The 16990-nt window shown below is 63.7% G+C and carries 14 protein-coding genes; 3 read left to right on the top strand and 11 right to left on the bottom strand.

The annotated features are described in order from the left end of the window. Positions 1-67 precede the first annotated feature (67 nt). The gene (locus ACSSVG_RS05515; protein ID WP_492417765.1) at positions 68-556 is read left to right on the top strand and encodes a pyridoxamine 5'-phosphate oxidase family protein; all 489 of its coding nucleotides are present in this window, start codon (positions 68-70) and stop codon (positions 554-556) included. Positions 557-607: 51 nt separating this feature from the next. Here ACSSVG_RS05515 and ACSSVG_RS05510 read toward each other — a convergent pair whose 3' ends face one another. The 6 genes from ACSSVG_RS05510 to ACSSVG_RS05485 form a co-directional block, all read right to left on the bottom strand. Next, the gene (locus ACSSVG_RS05510; protein ID WP_492417763.1) at positions 608-1837 is read right to left on the bottom strand and encodes an amidohydrolase family protein; all 1230 of its coding nucleotides are present in this window, start codon (positions 1835-1837) and stop codon (positions 608-610) included. A gap of 36 nt (positions 1838-1873) precedes the next feature. Further along, the gene (locus tag ACSSVG_RS05505; RefSeq protein ID WP_492417761.1) at positions 1874-2896 is read right to left on the bottom strand and encodes an ABC transporter ATP-binding protein; all 1023 of its coding nucleotides are present in this window, start codon (positions 2894-2896) and stop codon (positions 1874-1876) included. Positions 2897-2904: 8 nt separating this feature from the next. Then, positions 2905-3960, bottom strand: coding sequence for an ABC transporter ATP-binding protein (locus ACSSVG_RS05500; protein ID WP_492417760.1), 1056 nt, complete (start codon positions 3958-3960; stop codon positions 2905-2907). Further along, positions 3957-4958: an ABC transporter permease gene (locus ACSSVG_RS05495; RefSeq protein ID WP_159708702.1), complete on the bottom strand. Its 1002-nt coding sequence runs from the start codon at positions 4956-4958 to the stop codon at positions 3957-3959. The genes ACSSVG_RS05500 and ACSSVG_RS05495 overlap by 4 nt, the downstream gene beginning before the upstream one ends. Positions 4959-5039: 81 nt before the next feature. After that, a complete protein-coding gene (locus tag ACSSVG_RS05490) occupies positions 5040-6764 on the bottom strand; it encodes an ABC transporter substrate-binding protein (RefSeq protein ID WP_231341015.1) in 1725 nt (574 codons plus the stop codon). Positions 6765-6807: 43 nt separating this feature from the next. Then, a complete protein-coding gene (locus ACSSVG_RS05485; RefSeq protein WP_492417757.1) occupies positions 6808-7860 on the bottom strand; it encodes an ABC transporter permease in 1053 nt (350 codons plus the stop codon). Positions 7861-8008: 148 nt separating this feature from the next. Between ACSSVG_RS05485 and ACSSVG_RS05480 the strand changes: the two genes are divergently transcribed. Together ACSSVG_RS05480 and ACSSVG_RS05475 are read left to right on the top strand one after the other, a co-directional pair. Then, entirely contained in the window at positions 8009-9475 is a 1467-nt protein-coding gene (locus ACSSVG_RS05480) for a chlorohydrolase family protein (RefSeq protein ID WP_492417755.1), read from the top strand. 34 nt (positions 9476-9509) lie between these two features. Further along, entirely contained in the window at positions 9510-10211 is a 702-nt protein-coding gene (locus ACSSVG_RS05475) for a GntR family transcriptional regulator (protein ID WP_253466625.1), read from the top strand. A gap of 63 nt (positions 10212-10274) precedes the next feature. On the opposite strand, the gene ACSSVG_RS05470 is transcribed toward ACSSVG_RS05475, so the two are convergent. The 5 genes from ACSSVG_RS05470 to ACSSVG_RS05450 all read right to left on the bottom strand — a co-directional run bounded on the left by ACSSVG_RS05470 (position 10275) and on the right by ACSSVG_RS05450 (position 16930). Continuing rightward, positions 10275-11690 carry a DUF4032 domain-containing protein gene (locus tag ACSSVG_RS05470; RefSeq protein ID WP_231341011.1) on the bottom strand — a complete coding sequence of 472 codons (1416 nt, stop codon included), beginning with the start codon at positions 11688-11690 and terminating at the stop codon, positions 10275-10277. Beyond that, positions 11687-13267, bottom strand: coding sequence for a beta-N-acetylhexosaminidase (locus tag ACSSVG_RS05465; protein WP_492417753.1), 1581 nt, complete (start codon positions 13265-13267; stop codon positions 11687-11689). The genes ACSSVG_RS05470 and ACSSVG_RS05465 overlap by 4 nt, the downstream gene beginning before the upstream one ends. 93 nt (positions 13268-13360) lie before the next feature. Next, the gene (locus tag ACSSVG_RS05460; RefSeq protein WP_159735410.1) at positions 13361-14443 is read right to left on the bottom strand and encodes an ABC transporter ATP-binding protein; all 1083 of its coding nucleotides are present in this window, start codon (positions 14441-14443) and stop codon (positions 13361-13363) included. A 206-nt stretch (positions 14444-14649) separates the two neighbouring features. Continuing rightward, a complete protein-coding gene (otsB, locus tag ACSSVG_RS05455; RefSeq protein ID WP_492417751.1) occupies positions 14650-15447 on the bottom strand; it encodes a trehalose-phosphatase in 798 nt (265 codons plus the stop codon). Beyond that, positions 15437-16930 carry an alpha,alpha-trehalose-phosphate synthase (UDP-forming) gene (locus tag ACSSVG_RS05450; protein ID WP_269215732.1) on the bottom strand — a complete coding sequence of 498 codons (1494 nt, stop codon included), beginning with the start codon at positions 16928-16930 and terminating at the stop codon, positions 15437-15439. The genes otsB and ACSSVG_RS05450 overlap by 11 nt, the downstream gene beginning before the upstream one ends. Between the last annotated feature and the right edge of the window lie 60 nt (positions 16931-16990).

The raw sequence follows: 16990 nt of genomic DNA, 5'->3' as shown, positions 1-16990 counted from the left end.
TCGGCCTGGCTGTGCCAGCCGTCGGCAGGCCTGTTGAGTGGCAAGCCGTCGGCGTATCCTCGGCGATATGACCAACTCACCATCAGGGACCAATCAGCCAAGCACACCCGCCACCGAGATCCTTGAGACCAACGAGTGTTGGGAGCTCCTTAGGGGTGTCTCAGTGGGCAGGCTTGCCGTGGTGGTGGATGACCACCCAGACATCTTCCCCGTGAACTACAAAGTGGACCACGGAACCATGGTGTTCCGGACAGGCGAAGGCACCAAGCTCCATGCGGCACTCGGCGATGCTCCGGTTGCCATCGAGGCCGATGGCGTCAACGCCGAAACAGGCGTGGCGTGGAGCGTGGTGGTCAAAGGGCAGGCCTCCGCCGTTAAGTTGACCCAGGACGTGCTGGATACCATCGGACTCCTGCTCTTTCCATGGGAGGCGGGCCAGAAGGACCAATTCATTCGGATCAATCCGGGCAGCGTGACGGGCCGCCGCTTCGCAGTCACCCCTGCGGTGACGTGGTGGACACCGCTGGATGACGCACCCACGGCACGGGGCGAGTGACCCTTAACGCCAAAACCCGCCCTCGAAACGAGGGCGGGTTTCCTGCGCCAGCTAGACGAGTTCCAGCTGGTCAGCCACCACCCGGCCGGCGTGGATCACGGTGCGGTCCTTGCCACGGTCCATCACTGTGGAGGCCACTGTTTCACCGTCCACCAGGAGCAGTTCAGCAGGATCGCCAACCTCGACGCCGGGACGGTGGGACGTGTCCTTGAGCCGGGTCGCGTTGGGGTCAAGGATGCTCGCGCCACCGATCGTGGCGATGGCCAGGGAGTGCTCGATCAACTCGTCCTTGCGGAAACCATGGGTGAAGGCGAGTTGCCACGTCCGGTCCAGCATGTCGGTGTTGCCGTACGGAGACCAGTAGTCGCGCTGGCCGTCCTCGCCCAGGCCAAGCCGGACTCCGGCCTCCGTGAGCAGCGGGATGGGCAGCTGGCCAGCAGCGGAGGGAGCAACCGAAGCCAGGGAGACATCCAGCTCCGCGAAGGCATCAATCAGCCTGCGGGTAGTCGCTTCGTTGACGCTGCCCAATTGGTAGGCGTGGGACATGGTTACTTTGCCCTGCATGCCCAGGGCTCGGGTGCGTTCCAGTACCAGGTCGGTGCTGAAGACTCCCAGTTCACCGGGTTCGTGGAGGTGGATATCGATAGGGACCTGGTATTTCTCGGCCAGGCCGAACACGATGTCCAGGTGTTTCGCCGGGTCCCTGTCCAAGGTGCAGGGATCAATGCCACCCATGACGTTGGCACCGGCCTTCAGCGCCTCTTCCATCAGCTCAACAGTGCCCTCCTCCAGCAACAAACCGGCCTGGGGGAAGGCGATGATATCCACCGAAGCCTGGCCGGCGAACTTCTCCTTGGCGGCAGCAACGGCGTCGAAACGCTCCAGCCTGCAGTCCACATCCACCTGCGCATAGGAACGCACACGGGTGGTGCCCCGCGCGATCATCCGTCCCAAGGTGTCGTTCACCCGCTCCTGCAGCGGGACCTCGGCGTTGCGCCAGTTTTGACGGTCGTTCATCATCATGGTCCATACGCCTGGACCACCTGTGTGTTCACGGAAGGGTAAGCCGATGCGGGTGGAATCCAGGTGCACGTGGACGTCCGAGAAGGACGGCAACAGCAGGCGTCCGCGCCCCTCCACGACGGTGACGCCGGCCGGAACGGCGCGGGCCGGATCATGGGGCTCGACGCCGGTGATCTTGCCGCCTGTTTCGCCCGCCACAAGGGAGACGTCGCTGAGCGCTTGCCCCCACGGGCGGACGGCGCGGATCAGGGTGTTCAATGTTTGCTCCTTTGGTAGTGAATCTATGGCCTGCGTCTATTGCACGCCAGCCAGGACCGATGCCGCCATACCTGCGTGGTGGCAGGCGGGGGCTGCAGGCGCGGCCGGTGTGGGAATCTGGTCGATGCAGCGTTGGCGTTGTTCTTCCGGAAGCGTGCCGATCAAGGGGCAACGGGTCCGGAAGACGCAGCCGCTGGGCGGATTGGCCGGAGACGGCAGGTCGCCGCGGAGCCGGATCTTTACCTGTTCGCGGGCGGCCCGGGGATCCGGCAGCGGCACTGCCGAGAGCAGCGCCTTGGTGTAGGGGTGCAGCGGGTTCTGGAAGAGCTCGTCACGGGGCCCCTGTTCCACGATCTTGCCCAGGTACATCACAGCAACTTCGTGGGAAATGTGCCGGACCACGGAGAGGTCGTGCGCAATGAAGATGTAGGAAACGCCGGTGTCGCGCTGGATCTGCTGCAGCAGGTTCACCACCTGGGCCTGAACGGAGACGTCCAGGGCGGACACTGGTTCGTCGCACACAATCACCGAAGGGTTCAGGGAAATGGCGCGGGCAATACCCACGCGTTGACGTTGGCCGCCGGAGAACTCATGCGGGAAACGGTTGTAGTGCTCCGGCTTCAACCCCACCTGGTCCAGGAGTTCCTTCACCCGGTTCTTGAGCCCACCCGGCGGGTTGATCTTCTGCGCCACCATGGGAGCCGCGATGGCCGTGCCCACGGTTTGGCGGGGATTCAGCGAGGCAAAGGGATCCTGGAAGATCATCTGGACCTTACGCCGGAAGTTGTACAGATCCTTGCCGCGCAGCTGGCTGATGTCGACGCCGTCGATCACAATCCGCCCGCCCGTCGGGTCCATGAGGCGCGCCACCATGCGTCCGGTGGTCGACTTACCGCATCCGGACTCGCCCACGAGCCCCAACGTCTGGCCTCGGGCAAGACTGAACGACACGCCGTCGACCGCTTTGACCGATCTCTTGGCGGCCCCCGGAAGGAGGCCGCCCTTCAGCGGGAAATGCTTTTTCAGGTTCTCCACCTGGAGAATTGGCTGATTGTCCATGGCGGGTCCTAACGCGAATTCCGGATGGTGATGATCTGCGGGCCACTCAAATGGCAGCGCTTTCCGTGCCCGTCCTCGACCCTCAGTTCGGGCCGTTGGCTGGCACAGACGCCGTCGCCGGCGAGTTCGGCGTAGTGGCACCGTGCGCTGAAGATGCAGCCCTTGGGCAGGTCAAGGAGCGACGGCGGCTGGCCGGGTATGGGGTTCAGCCGGCTTGAGGAGCTGTTGAGCGTGGGCATCGAGTTGAGCAGGCCGAGGGTGTAGGGGTGCTGGGTGTCGTAGAAGATTTCGTCCACCGGCCCGGACTCGACGCACTGGCCGCCGTACATGACCAGCACGTTGTCGCAGACCTCGGCGACTACACCGAGATCATGCGTGATGAGGATGAGCGCAGAGTTGCTTTCCTCCTGGAGCTCGGACATAAGGTCCAGGATCTGGGCCTGGACCGTGACGTCCAGGGCGGTGGTGGGCTCGTCGGCGATTAACAGCTCGGGCTCGCAAATCAGCGCCATCGCGATCATGGCACGCTGGCGCATGCCCCCTGAGAAATGGTGCGGGTACTCGTCGTAGCGCTGCTCGGGGCTGGGGATACCCACCCTTCCCAGCATGTCGACGGCGGCCGCCCGGGCCTGCTTCTTGCTCGCCTTGTTGTGGACCAGGTAGGCCTCGGCAATCTGGTGCCCCACGGTGTAGAAGGGGTGCAGGGCGGAGAGCGGATCCTGGAAGATCATGCCGATGTTGCGGCCGCGGAGTTGGCGCATGGCCGACTCGGGCAGCGTGACCAGGTCCTTGCCCTGGAACATCGCCTGGCCGCTGACCTGCGCTGATGTGCCTTTGAGCAGGCCCATGAGTGCCTGGCTGGTGACGGACTTACCGGAGCCGGATTCGCCCACGATGCCCAGGGTCTGGCCACGTTCCAGGGCGAAGTCCATGCCGTTCACTGCGGAGACAACGCCGTCGTCCGTCGGGAATTTCACGGTGAGGTCCCGGACCTCGAGGAAGGGGGCGGTGGCGGTTGAAGCCGGGGCGCCCGCCGCTGCCGCGGTGGTATGTAACTGGGTCATTGGAGCCTCACTCGGGGATCGATGGCGGCATAGGCGAGGTCCACCACAACGTTGGCGACGATGACGAAGAACGCGGCCAGCATGGTGATGGCCATGGTGACAGGGAGGTCGCCGGAGATGGCGGCGTGCACTGCGGTGAATCCCAGGCCGGGGACGGAGAAGATCTGTTCGGTGAGGACTGCGCCGCCCAGAAGGAGGCCGATGTCCATGCCGAGCATCGTGACCACGGGGGTGATGCCCGCCCGTACGCCGTGCTTGAACGTCACAGTCCGTGGTGCCAGGCCCTTGGCGCGGGCTGTCCGGATGAAGTCTTCGCCGAATGTCTCGATCATGTTGGTGCGCGTCACCCGGATGTAGGAAGCACTGAAGAGGACGGCCAGTGCGATCCACGGCAGCAGGTAGTTGGCTACCCATGCTCCCGGTCCTTGCGGGCCAAAGGGGCTGTTGATCTCGTTGGTAGTGAAAGGCAAAAGGTGCAGCTGGTTGACGAACAGGAGCAGCAGGAAGAGGCCCGTGACCGGGATGGGCAGCGAAACACCCACGGAGGCGGCGCCGACAATGAACTTATCGACAGGGGAGCCCTTGCGCAGGGCGGCCATGAGGCCGAGCCCGACGCCGGTGATGGTCCACAGCACCAGCGCGCCGATGGCCATGGAGAACGTGTAAGGGAGTGAGCGGCCGATGATGTCCGCTACGTTCTCATTGGTTTGGAAGGACTTGCCCAGGCACGGCCATTCGCAGAGGGTCTGGGCTCCCGGGGCACCGATCATCCGGGAGGAGAAGAGCCCGCGGATGTAGTCGAAGTACTGGACCAAGAACGGCTGGTCCATGCCCAGGGCCACGCGGGCCTCAGCGACGCGTTCGGGCGTGCATTCCTGTCCGCAGGCGGCCGCGGCTGGATCGGAGGGGCCAAGCTGGAAGAGGGTGAAGGTGATGAAACTGACCGCTGCTAGAAGCAATACCAGCGATCCGGTCCGGCGAAGAATGAAAGTCATCATTGTGGTGGTTGCGGGCCGCCCGCTGATGCAGGCGGCCCGCTTCTCCTTCTGGACTATGCCCGATTAATTTTCGAAGCCCGGTTAGTTCTCGACGCCGACGATCGAGAGGTCGATGCCGCCGAAGAAGTAGCCCACCTGGGCGTTGCGGACGTTGGAACCGACCACGCTGTTGGTGTGGCTGCGGATGAGTGGCACGATCGGGTAGGTCTTCAAGGCTGAGCCGAAGGCCTCGGACCACTTCTTACCAAGTTCCTCTGAGCTGCCGTCCGTATTACGGAGCTCGAACATGGCCTTGGACACTACGGGATCGAAGTAGCGGGAAGTGTTGGAGAAGCCGTAGCTGGTGCCGTCGTTGTTCGGGCCGAGCAGGGGATCTGCGGAGGTGCGGATGGAGGCAGGATCGGCGCCGCCACACCAGCCGGAGCGGCCCATGTCCGGGAGTTGCTCGCTGGCCAGGATGGAGTAGTAGTTCGGTGCGGGAATCGCAACCAGCTCAACCTCGATGCCCAAAGCCTTCAGGTTCTGCTGAACCACGGTGCCGGTGTTCTTGAAAGCGTCCCGGTTGTTGGCGTAGCCGTAGGTGAGGGTCTTGGGGTAATCCTTGCCCTCCAGCAGCTTCTTGGCTTCCTCAAGCTTTGGCTTGCCGGTGGGATCCAGTTCCAGTTCGGTCTCCACGTAGCCGCGCATCTTGGAGTTCAGCGGGCTCTGCGTGATCTCACCGAAGCGGCGTCCACCGTACTGCACCAGGATGGATTGGCGATCCAGGGCAAGCGCGATGGCCTTGCGGACGTCCGGATCCGTGATCTTCTGGGTGTTCAGGCTCAGGACGTCATTGCAGCCCAGGAGGCCGGAGGCAACGCGGTCCTTGACCTGGGCGTCGGCCAGCTTGGCGGAATCCGAGGTCTGCAGGGCACCGTTGGAATCGAGTGTGATGGCGTTGGGATCCGAGTCGGCCAGAAGCTGCTGGCTGATGGTGGCCTGGGAGGTGGACAGGGAGAAGCTGAACGTGTCCGGAAGGGCGGAGCGGTTGGGATCCGTGGCGGGATCCCAGTGCGGGTTGCGGACCAGCTTGAGGGATTTGCCGCGGTTGTAGGACTCCACCATGTACGGCCCGGAGGAGACGGGGTGGTTGGTGTAGTCGAGCTTGGTGTCCTTGGCCTTCGGGACCGGCGCCGTGTTGGAGCGCGATGCCAGTGCGGGGAACTCGGCGAACGGCTTCTTCAGGTGGAAGACCACGGTGCGCTCATCGGGCGTTTCGACAGCCTTGAGCACAGCGGAAGGATCCTTGTACGGCCCCTTGTACCCGCCGGCGTCGAGCGCTGCGTTCAACTCCTGCGGCGCCTGGGTGAAGACATCCTGCGCGAAGGTGCGCTCCACGCCGTATTTGATGTCCGCCGAAGTGATGGGCGTTCCGTCCTCGAACTTCACGCCTTCCTTCAGGGTGAAGGTCCAGCTGAGTCCGTCATCGGAGACCTTGCCGGTATCGGTGGCGAGGTCCGGGACGACAGTTGGCGGCTGGCCGGCCGTTTCCTTGGCCATGGTCAAGGTGCGGTAGTACAGCTGACCGACGTTGGCCGTCTGGACATAGTTGCTGTTGCCCGGATCCAGGGTCTGGAAGTCGGAAGACATGAGGACGTTGATGTTTCCGCCCTTGCCGTTGAAGCCGGACTTGACCACGTTGGGGGCCAACTCCGTGACCGAACCGGCGGGCTTGGAACTGCTGGGCTGGCTTTGGCCGGCGCCACAGCCGGTAGCGGCCATGGCGATCAACACCGAGAGTGCCAGTGCTCTTGCAGGGGTTTTCATGATGCTCCTTGTGAGGGGGTGAAAGGCGATGCGGGGATGAGGGTTAGTGGCGCGAAGCTTTGGGGTCCAGGGCATCCCGGACGGCGTCGCCCAGGAGGTTGAAGGCCAGGACGGTGATAATGAGCATGACGCCGGGGACAGCGAGGAACCACGGATCGCTGAGGTACCAGTTGCCGGACTGGGCGGCGTTGAGCATCTGGCCCCACGACGGTGTGGGGTCCTTGACGCCCACGCCCAGGAAGGACAACGCGGCCTCGGCCGAGATGTTGGTGGGGATCAACATGGTGGCGTACACCAGGACGACTCCCATGACGTTGGGGATGATCTGGCGGAAGAGAATGCTCAGGTGTGAGGCGCCAAAGGACCGTGCGGCTTCGACGAACTCGCGCTCGCGGAGGCTCAGCACCTGGCCGCGGACAATGCGGGCGAGGTAGGCCCAGCCGAAGAAGCCCAGGATGATGACCAGAGAGGCCATGGGCAGGAAGCTGCCTTCGCCGAGCGGGGTATCCCGGAGCCGCGACTGCAGGATGGGCGTCAGCGACAGCACGAGCAGGAGGTGCGGAAACGCGAGGAACAGGTCCATGATGCGGCTGATGATGGCGTCGGTCTTCCCGCCGAAGTAGCCGGCCGCCGCGCCCAGCACCGTGCCGAGGACTACGGAAACTGCGGTGGATAACAAAGCGATGGTGAGGGAGACCTGGCCACCGTAGGCGAGCCTCGCGAAGAGGTCGCGGCCCAGGCCCGGCTCGACGCCCAACCAGTGCTGGGCCGAGGGGTACATGTAGCCGGGGAGCGGAAGCCCGGGGGTCTGGAAGTCATCCAGCACTTCCGGGCTGGTGTTGGAAGTAAAGGGGTCGTTGCCCGACATGGCACTCAATACGGGAGCCAGGATGGCGAACAACAAGATCGCCACCACCACGCACAGGCTGAGGAGCGCGATCTTGCTGCGCCGGATCCTCATCCACGCGGTGGCGAGCAGTGAGCGCGCCTCGGCAGGAGCGGCGGCTTTACCTTCCGGCGACGTTGCCGGAGGCGGCGGGCTGCCGGTGTTCGGTTCGATGGACTGTAACTGGGTCAACGGTTCTGCTCGATTCATGATCCGAGGAGCTGGCTCCGGAGTTCTTGTATACCAAAATAGACTAGAGCACGATTCATGCGATGTAAATCACAAATAATGTAGTGTTTGGAATACCAGAGAGTAGTCACCGTAATGTCCGCCGTAGGACAGGAAACAGGAGTCGCCCGTGCCCACCAAGGTCACCGCCCGCTACGTGCTGGGCCATCACAACGGACAGCATGTCCTGCTGGAGAACGCCTGCGTGGTCTACAGCGGCCACACCATCGAGTACGTCGGCCATGACTACACGGGCCCTGTGGACGAAGAACGCCGGCTGGGTGAGGCACTGCTCATGCCAGGCCTGATCGATCTGGACGCCCTGACGGACATTGACCACCTCATCCTGGATAGCTGGGCTGGCGCGGAGCAGGCCAAGGGGCACCAGTGGTCAGAGGACTACTTCCAGAACCGCCGCGCGGATGTCTTCACCGCCGAAGAACGCCAGCAGATCCGCGAATACGCCCTGATCCAACTGGTCCTGCATGGCATCACCACTTACATGCCCATCGCGTCCGAGGTGCACTCCGAATGGGCTGAGCCACTCGAGGAACTGGTGGGGATGGCGGAGACCAGCAGCCGTTTGGGCCTGCGGGCCTTCCTGGGTCCCGCCTACCGTTCCGGCGTGAACGTCGTGTTGGACACGGGCGAACGGTCAGTAATGTTCGACGACGGTCGCGGCCGTGAGGGACTCGCTGACGCCTTGCGCTTCATTGACCATGCGAGCGAACTCAACGATCCGCTGGTCAACGCAGTCCTGCTCCCGTGCCGGATCGAGACGCTGGACATCGAGATGCTCAAAGCCACCGCGGCAGCGTCGAGCGAGCGGAACGTGCTGGTGCGCCTGCACTCCCTGCAGGGCTTGGTGGAACGCGAACTCATCCTGGACTGGCACGGCGTGACGCCCTTGGAGCTCCTGGACCAAGTGGGTTTGCTCAACGAACGCCTCCTGATCCCGCATGCCACCTACACGGACCGGAATCCCGCGGTGCATGGCGAAGACCGCGGAGACCTGGCAAGGCTGGCGGGCAGCGGTGCCAGCATCATCCACTGCCCGCTGACCTCGATGCGGTATGGCAGCACCCTGGACTCCTTCAACGCGTACAAGGAAGCCGGCATCAATATCTCCCTTGGCACGGACTCTTTCCCGCCGGACCTCATCCGCGGCATTGATGCCGGCGTTCAGCTCGCCAAGATCCTCGCAGGCACCAACGACGCCGGTGACGTGGCCGGGTACATCGACGCCGCCACTCTGGGTGGGGCCCATGCGTTGAAGCGGCCTGACCTGGGGCGTCTTGAACCGGGGGCCCAGGCCGACATGGTGGCCTTCTCCTTGGCAGATATCCGGGACGGCGTCCACGACGACCCGCTGCGGACCCTCCTCCTGAACGGCACGGCCCGCCAAGCCGTGCTGTCCGTAGTAGCCGGACGGACCATCATGGCTGATGGCGTGATAGCCGGAGTGGACCTGGATCACTGGCGCCTGAAGGGCCAGGAACTGTTCGAAAAGATGCGCAGCGCCTATACGGTCCGGGATGCCCGGAACCGCCCCGCCGACGAGCTCTTTCCTCCCGTGTATGCTCGGTTGGAACGCTGATCGGCGCCGTCCGGCACAGGGAGCGGACGCTGGCATGAAGGGAAGTTTGACAGTGGCTGAGGCGATGCCGGAAACGGGAAATGGCCGCGATGAAGAGGCCCGCGCGGAAAACGTCTACCAGTTGGTGCTGGAGGGCATCGTCACGGGGAAGTACGCCCAGGGGATGCGGTTGCGTGAACGCGAGCTCTCGGAGATCTACAACGTCTCCCGAATCCCCGTACGTGAGGCCATTCAGCGACTGGAGCAGGACGGCTTCGTGGAGACTTTCCCGCGCCGGGGTGCGGTGGTCCGGCAACTGACGCTCACGGACGTCAATGAGCTGTTCGACATTCGCCTCTGCCTGGAAACCTTCGCTGCCAGGATGGCTGCCACTCGTGTGGCGGAGGGCAGCGACGGCGGCCGGCTGGAGGAGCTCATGGACGCTTCCAAGGCGGCCATCGACGAGGACCGGACCGAAGATGTGGCGGTGATCAGCGCCGAACTGCACGCCGAGATCGTCCGGCTCTCCGGCAACAGGCTGCTCATTGAATCCGTAAAGCCGCTCTTTGGGCGCATGCGGTGGATTTTCGGGCTGGCCCATAATCGCAGCAATGAACTCCAGCGCGACGAACACACTGAGCTGTGCAACGCGATCCTGAAAGGCCGGCCGGACCTGGCATACTCGCTGGCTTACTCGCATATCGAGCTGGGCCGCGAACCGGTCCTGTCAGGGCTCGCCGAAACCCTGGACCCGTGAGTTTTTGTACAGATAACGCCCTTTAGGGGACCTCTTCCGGGCGTTATCTGTACAAAAACTCCGCTAGTCGTCCGCGTCCGGGTACTCTTCCTCGTCGTCGTACCGGCCGGATTCCTCTACCTCGACCTCAAGGATCTTGAGCAGCTCCGTGTCCGGGTTCAGCATGATGGCGGCCTCGTCACGGCGGTGCTGCAGCACTGAGTCCAGGTAGGACTGCACAGTCTCCGCCAAGGGGACGTACCTGTCCTGCTTCTGGCTCATGTACCAGCGGTGCTCCAGGACCTCGTGCACCACTTCTGCCGGCTCCAGCTTCCCTGCCAGGTGACGGGGAATGGACCGCACAATGGGCTCGAAGATCTGGCTGACCCAGATGTGGGCGCTGATTTCCTCGTCGAGATCCGGGTTGTTGTCCGCCCGGAACTGGTCCATGTCGTTCAGCAGCCTGCGGGCCTGGTTCTCCTGGGCGTCCAGTCCGGTGAGGCGCAGCAAGCGGCGCTGGTGGTGACCGGCGTCGACGACCTTCGGCTGGAGCTGGATGGTTGAGCCGTCCGCCGTGGTCTTGATGGCGTATTCCTCCACATCGAAGCCCAGCTCGTTGAGGCGGCGGATGCGGGCGGCCACGCGCCACCTTTCGCCGAGTTCGAAGGATTCCTTCTCGGTCAGCTCAGTCCAGAGCCGACGGTAGCTGTCCATGATCAGCTCGCTGGTGGCGACTGGGTCCACCTTTTCTTCGATGAGTCCGCCGTCCAGCAGGTCCATCAGTTCACCGGCGATGTTCACCCTGGCGATTTCGAGGTCGTATTCGCGCTGGCCCATGGACAGGTCCGGGTAGAGCTCGCCGGTTTCGGCGTCCACCAGGTAGGCGGCGAAGGCGCCGGCATCACGGCGGAACAACGTGTTGGACAGTGAAACGTCACCCCAGTAGAAGCCCACAAGGTGCAGGCGAACCAGCAGCAGGGCCTGTGCGTCAATGAGCCGGGTCAGGGTGTCCTTGCGGAGCATCTGGGAGAACAACGCACGGTACGGCATGGAGAACTTGAGGTGCCGGGTTACCAGCACAGGGTTCAGCGGGCGCCCGTCCGCGGTGGTGCGTCCGGTGATCACGGCCACCGGCTCCACGCAGGGAACGTCCAACCGTGCCAGCTTGCGCAGCATGTGGTACTCGTGTCGTGCAACGTGCTCCGACGTTTCCTTGATGGCGATCACCGAACCGCCCAAGTGCGCGAACCGCACGATGTGCCGGGAGATACCGCGGGGGAGCGCCGCAAGGTTCTCGGCGGGCCAGTCCTCCAGGGCGATATGCCACGGCAGGTCCAGCAGCTCCGGATCAGCCGCAGCCGCCGTAATGTTCAGGGAACCGATGACGCTGGCAGGCGGTGCAGTGTCCTGGGCACTGGCCGCTTCAGTGCGGGGGAGCTTGCCGATCTGCCCGTAGTCGGTAGGTTCGTCGTGCCACTGGGCTTCGTTTTGCTCGCTCATGCCTCAATTGTTCCGTACTTGGCGCTGATGGCTGACGCTTCGGCAAAGGGATACTCCGGCTTCGCAGACCATTCGACGTCGGGTGCTTCCTGGAAGACGACACCCTGCTTGGCGAGCCGGGCACCCAAGGCGCCCAACCGACGTCGGAAGTCACCGGCGTTGCGGACCTCCTGTCCGGACCAGGCGACTTCGGCCAGGGAAACAGCCCGTGGGTAGAGGAGCCACTGTGCCTGCTGGTTGTCGCGGACGGTTTCAGTCCACAGCGGCCCTTCGACGCCCAGGATCTGCTGGTCCGTGAGCCCGCCCTGGGCAGGATCCCAGTTGTAGTACTCGGACCAGGTAAAGGGGCCGCCCTCCACCCATTCAAGTCCGATGGGGCTGTCCGAGGCGTACTTTTGGTCCAGGTAGGTGTTGGCGGCGGGAGACATGATCACCTGTGAGCCAGCCTGTTCTGCCTGCCGCACCACGGGGGCGAAATCGCCGTGCCAGTACTGGATCACGGCACCTTCCGGAAGCTCGACGGCGGCAAATTCGTTCCAGCCCACCACGGTTTTGCCTGTCTCAGCACCGATCCGAACGAACTGCTGCACCATGGCAACGTAATCGTCGTGGTCGGTGACCTTCGCCTCGTCGCCACCGATATGGAGGTAGGGACCCGCTGTGATGGCAGCGAGCTGGCCAAGGACTTCGCGGACGAACTCGTAGGTGGCAGGCAGGTCGGCGGTGAGGGTTGACCACCCCACCTCCGCGGTGGTGCTCATCGGTTTGGCTGCGCCGTCCGGGTTGAGCTGCGGAATAGCGGCAAGGGCGGCGTTGACGTGGCCAGGGAGGTCGATTTCCGGCACTACCAGCACGTTCTTGGTTGCGGCGTAGGCCTGGATGTCCCTGAAATCCTGCTGCGTGTAGAACCCGTGGCGCCCGCGGGCCGGTGCGGCGGTGGGGACTTCCACTGCGCCTTGTCCGCCCAAGGCGGTCAGCTGGGCATAGGGCAAACCCGACGGATTTTGTTCCGGTTCGTGGATTTCAATACGCCACGCTTGGTCGTCCGTGAGGTGCAGGTGCAGGGCGTTCAACTTGAACTGGGTCATGACATCGATCTGGGCCTTGACCTCCTCCACCGTGAAGAAGCTGCGGGCAACGTCCAGCATCAGTCCGCGATACGCGAACCGGGGAGCATCGGCAATCTCGACGGCGGGAATCACCCAGGTATCGTCGCTGCGGTCAGCGCCTTCGATAGCCGCCGGGAAAAGCTGCCGGAGTGTCTGCACTCCGTTGAAGAGTCCAGCGGCAGTGGAGGCCGTGAGCTGTACTCCATCTTCGGCGGCGGTAAGGGCATAAGCTTCCGGGCCGCCGTCGAAGGTTTCGGTCAACTCCAGGGCGATGTCGCCGGGGCGGGTGTCCGCAACGAGGGGCAGCTCGAAACCGGTGCCACTGTGCAGAAGCGCAGCGAGCTGTTCACCGACCGGCGCGGCGGAACCGACCGCGGTGATCCGTGCTGTGGAAGCAAGCGTGAAGGCCGGGCCATCCAGGAGTGCGACGTGGGAGGGGCGGGGGATCAGGTTGTCCGTCGTGTTCATGCCGTTCTTTCTGGGAGAAAGGTTAACGCGAGAGCGGCCCGACCTGGAGGGGTCGGGCCGCTTTCATGCGGAGTTATGTGACTGCCGGTGGGACTAGTCGCCCAGGCGGAGGCCGGTCTTCGTGTCGAACAGGTGCACGTGGCCGGACTGCGGACGAACGAAGATGGACTCGCCCTTCATCGGGGGGCGACGACCGTCGACGCGTGCAACGATGTCGTGGCTCTTGCCATCGAGGATGGTGTGGCCGTAGACGTAAGCGTCGGCGCCGAGTTCTTCGACAACGTCAACCTCAACCTGGAGGCCTTCGCCGTTGCCGACGGTCTCGAGGTCTTCCGGACGGGAGCCGACGGTGACGGTCTGGCCGTGAGCTTCTTCGAGGACGTCACGCGGCACGGGGTAAACCGTTCCGCCGAACTGGACGCCGCCGTCGACGACGGGGAGTTCCAGGAGGTTCATGGCCGGGGAGCCGATGAAGCCTGCAACGAAGACGTTCTGCGGGCGGTCGTACAGGTTGCGCGGGGTGTCAACCTGCTGGAGGAGGCCGTCCTTCAACACAGCCACGCGGTCACCCATGGTCATTGCTTCGACCTGGTCGTGCGTCACGTAAACCGTGGTGACGCCGAGGCGGCGGGTCAGGGATGCGATCTGCGTACGGGTCTGGACGCGGAGCTTTGCGTCAAGGTTGGACAGCGGTTCGTCCATGAGGAAGACCTGCGGGTTACGGACGATTGCACGGCCCATGGCAACACGCTGGCGCTGACCACCGGAGAGTGCCTTCGGCTTGCGGTCCAGGTACTGCTCAAGGTCGAGAAGCTTGGCTGCTTCGCGGACACGCTCGGCGCGCTCTTCTTTGGAAATGCCGGCGATCTTCAGTGCGAAGCCCATGTTGTCCGCAACAGTCATGTGGGGGTACAGCGCGTAGTTCTGGAAGACCATCGCGATGTCGCGGTCCTTCGGCGGAACGTCCGTGACGTCGCGGTCACCGATCAGGATGCGGCCGGCGTTGACGTCCTCAAGGCCTGCGAGCATGCGCAGGGAGGTGGACTTACCGCAACCGGAGGGTCCAACGAGGACCAGGAATTCGCCATCGGCGATGTCGATGTTGAGCTTATCGACGGCGGGCTTATCTGTGCCCGGGTACAGACGCGTAGCGTTATCAAAAGTAACTGTAGCCACAGTTATCAATCCCTTCACCGGCAGGTACGTGCCGGACGATCCGTTGTGAATGGTTCATTTTCTTCAGTTGAACTCCCCGGCCAATGGCCGGGGAGGATCGTGTGACGTCGCACGGTTCTGTGCGTCACATCACATCCAAGAGTATGTCAGACTTTTTGACTAACTACCTAAATGTTACGAACGTCACATGTTGCGCTGCTCACACGCTACGCCTCGGCGGTAACCCGCCGACGCTCCTTCAGCAACGCTTCCAGCAACTCCGCCACGTGCACCGGCGCTTCCACCCTGTACTGGGCCTGGGTGAAGTCCAAGCCAACTTTGATGCCCACGTCATCGCCCAGCAGCCGGCCCAAAGCATCCTCGTCGGTGACGTCGTCCCCGGCGAACAGGATGGCCGTAGCGCCGGTGGCCTGGCGCAGGAATTCCACGGCCTCACCCTTGGACGCGTGGACCACTGAGGTTTCCAGCACCCGCTTGCCGGTTTTGAGGTACACACCAGGGTGCTCGCGCAGCACCCTGGTAGCTGCCTCGACGGCGTCTTCCGCAACGTCGTCGTCGGCCATCCTTGTGTGGAGGACGACGCCGGCGGGTTTGTCTTCGAGCAACGTCCCCGGAGCGATATTCACTATTTCGGCCAGGACCTCGCGGACCGCGGCCAGCTTGGTGCGTTGTTCGTCGTCCAGCTCCAGGCCCAGGGACCCTTCACCAAGCCAGACTTCCGCCCCGTGGCTGCCGATCAGCAGCGTGTTGGCCGGAGGCGACGCGACCAGCCGCAAGCTTTCCAGCGCCCGGCCCGAGATGAGTGCCGTCGTCGTACGCGGAAGTTCGGCGAGGGCCTCCAAAGCCGCTGCTGACCTTGGAAGGGGGCGCGCGTCCTCAGCGCGGTCGACGATGGGGGAGAGCGTGCCGTCGAAATCGAGGGCCACCAGGAGATGCTCCGTGTCGGCGATGTTGCGGATAGCCTCCAACAGTTCCGGCGGGAGGGACAGATTCTCAGCTGTCATCGCGCACTACCTTTTCTTCCAGGGCGGCAAGGAACTCAGCCGACCAGTGATCGACGTCGTGGTCCAGGATTTGCTTGCGCATCAGCTTCATGCGGCGGCGCGCTTCCTTGGCGGGCATGTTGATGGCCCGCAGGACGGTGGACTTGAGTCCGTCGATGTCGTGCGGGTTGATCAGGAGCGCCTGCTTGAGTTGGTCGGCAGCGCCGGCGAATTCGCTCAGGACCAACGCGCCGTCATCCTCGGAACGGGCGGTGACGTATTCCTTGGCCACCAGGTTCATGCCATCGCGCAGGGCGGTGACCAGCATGACGTCCGCAGCGAGGTAGAGCGCCACCATTTCTTCCACCGGGTAACTGTGGTGCAGGTATCGGACAGCCGTGTTCTGGATGGTGTCGTAGGTGCCGTTGATGTGGCCCACGGTGCCTTCGATCTCCTCGCGAAGGAGCCTGTACTGCTCGACGCGTTCGCGGCTGGGGCTTGCCACCTGGATCAGCGTGGCGTCCTCCACCTTGATGTGCCCGTCAGCCAGGAGTTCCTCGAAGGCCTTTAGGCGGTGTCGGATGCCCTTGGTGTAGTCCAGCCGGTCCACGCCAAGGAGGATGGTTTTGGGGTTGCCCAGGTCTTTGCGGATCTGCTTGGCGCGCTCGATGATCTCCGGGTTGGCTGCGAGCTCGCGGATCTGGGCGACATCGATGGAGATGGGGAACGCCTGTGCCCGGGCGATGTGCGTCACCTCGCCGTCGGGACCCTTCACGTGGACCTGCTGCTGTTTGACGCTGGCGCCCAGGAAGCGGCGGGCCGAACGCATGAAGTTGCCGGCGTCGCTGGGCCGCTGGAAGCCCAGGAGGTCCGCGCCGAGCAAACCGTCAATGATTTCCCTGCGCCACGGCAGCTGGGCGAAGATCTCCGGCGGCGGGAAGGGAATGTGGTTGAAGAAGCCGATCTTGAGGTCCGGGCGGGCCTCACGCAGCAGGCGTGGAACCAGCTGGAGTTGGTAGTCCTGCACCCAGACAGTGGCGCCGTCCGCGGCGTGGCGGGCGACGGCGTCGGCAAACTTACGGTTGACCTTGCGGTAGGAATCCCACCACGTACGGTGGAATTCAGGCGGCGCGATTACGTCATGGTAGAGCGGCCAAATGGTCGCGTTGGAGAAGCCCTCGTAGAACAGCTCGACATCGTCGCTGCTCAGTTGCACCGGGATAAGGTCCATTCCTTCGTGGCTGAAGGGGCGCACCGTCTCATCGGGGGCGCCATGCCAACCCACCCACGCGCCGTCGGACTTCGTCATCATCGGCGCGAGCGCCGTCACCAGGCCGCCGGGCGAACGCCGCCAACCGCTTTCTTCGTTGTCATCGCTGATGCGATCGACGGGCAACCTGTTGGAGACCACCATGAAGTCGAACTTGGTTGCCGTGGGCTTCTTGACGGGAGAAGCCCGGACGCCGTCCTCGGTCTTGAGTTTTTCGCTTGCCAAATCCTGCATTAACGCTCCCTGGGGTTGCTGTGACTCAACTCCCAGCCTACCGGCGGAATCTTCCCTGGC

The organism is Paenarthrobacter sp. E2MeOHC11 (genome assembly GCF_058744955.1).
Note: the sequence above shows the minus strand (reverse complement) of the source record. Positions and strands in the feature narration are given on the sequence as shown.

What these genes read in the sequence shown, in the direction of transcription:
- ACSSVG_RS05490 (WP_231341015.1), bottom strand. Translation starts at nt 6,764, where the DNA reads ATGAAAACCCCTGCAAGAGCACTGGCACTCTCGGTGTTGATCGCCATG.
- ACSSVG_RS05450 (WP_269215732.1), bottom strand. Translation starts at nt 16,930, where the DNA reads ATGCAGGATTTGGCAAGCGAAAAACTCAAGACCGAGGACGGCGTCCGG.
- ACSSVG_RS05470 (WP_231341011.1), bottom strand. Translation starts at nt 11,690, where the DNA reads ATGAGCGAGCAAAACGAAGCCCAGTGGCACGACGAACCTACCGACTAC.
- ACSSVG_RS05500 (WP_492417760.1), bottom strand. Translation starts at nt 3,960, where the DNA reads ATGACCCAGTTACATACCACCGCGGCAGCGGCGGGCGCCCCGGCTTCA.
- ACSSVG_RS05475 (WP_253466625.1), top strand. Translation starts at nt 9,510, where the DNA reads ATGAAGGGAAGTTTGACAGTGGCTGAGGCGATGCCGGAAACGGGAAAT.
- ACSSVG_RS05515 (WP_492417765.1), top strand. Translation starts at nt 68, where the DNA reads ATGACCAACTCACCATCAGGGACCAATCAGCCAAGCACACCCGCCACC.
- ACSSVG_RS05495 (WP_159708702.1), bottom strand. Translation starts at nt 4,958, where the DNA reads ATGATGACTTTCATTCTTCGCCGGACCGGATCGCTGGTATTGCTTCTA.
- ACSSVG_RS05505 (WP_492417761.1), bottom strand. Translation starts at nt 2,896, where the DNA reads ATGGACAATCAGCCAATTCTCCAGGTGGAGAACCTGAAAAAGCATTTC.
- otsB (WP_492417751.1), bottom strand. Translation starts at nt 15,447, where the DNA reads ATGACAGCTGAGAATCTGTCCCTCCCGCCGGAACTGTTGGAGGCTATC.
- ACSSVG_RS05465 (WP_492417753.1), bottom strand. Translation starts at nt 13,267, where the DNA reads ATGAACACGACGGACAACCTGATCCCCCGCCCCTCCCACGTCGCACTC.
- ACSSVG_RS05485 (WP_492417757.1), bottom strand. Translation starts at nt 7,860, where the DNA reads ATGAATCGAGCAGAACCGTTGACCCAGTTACAGTCCATCGAACCGAAC.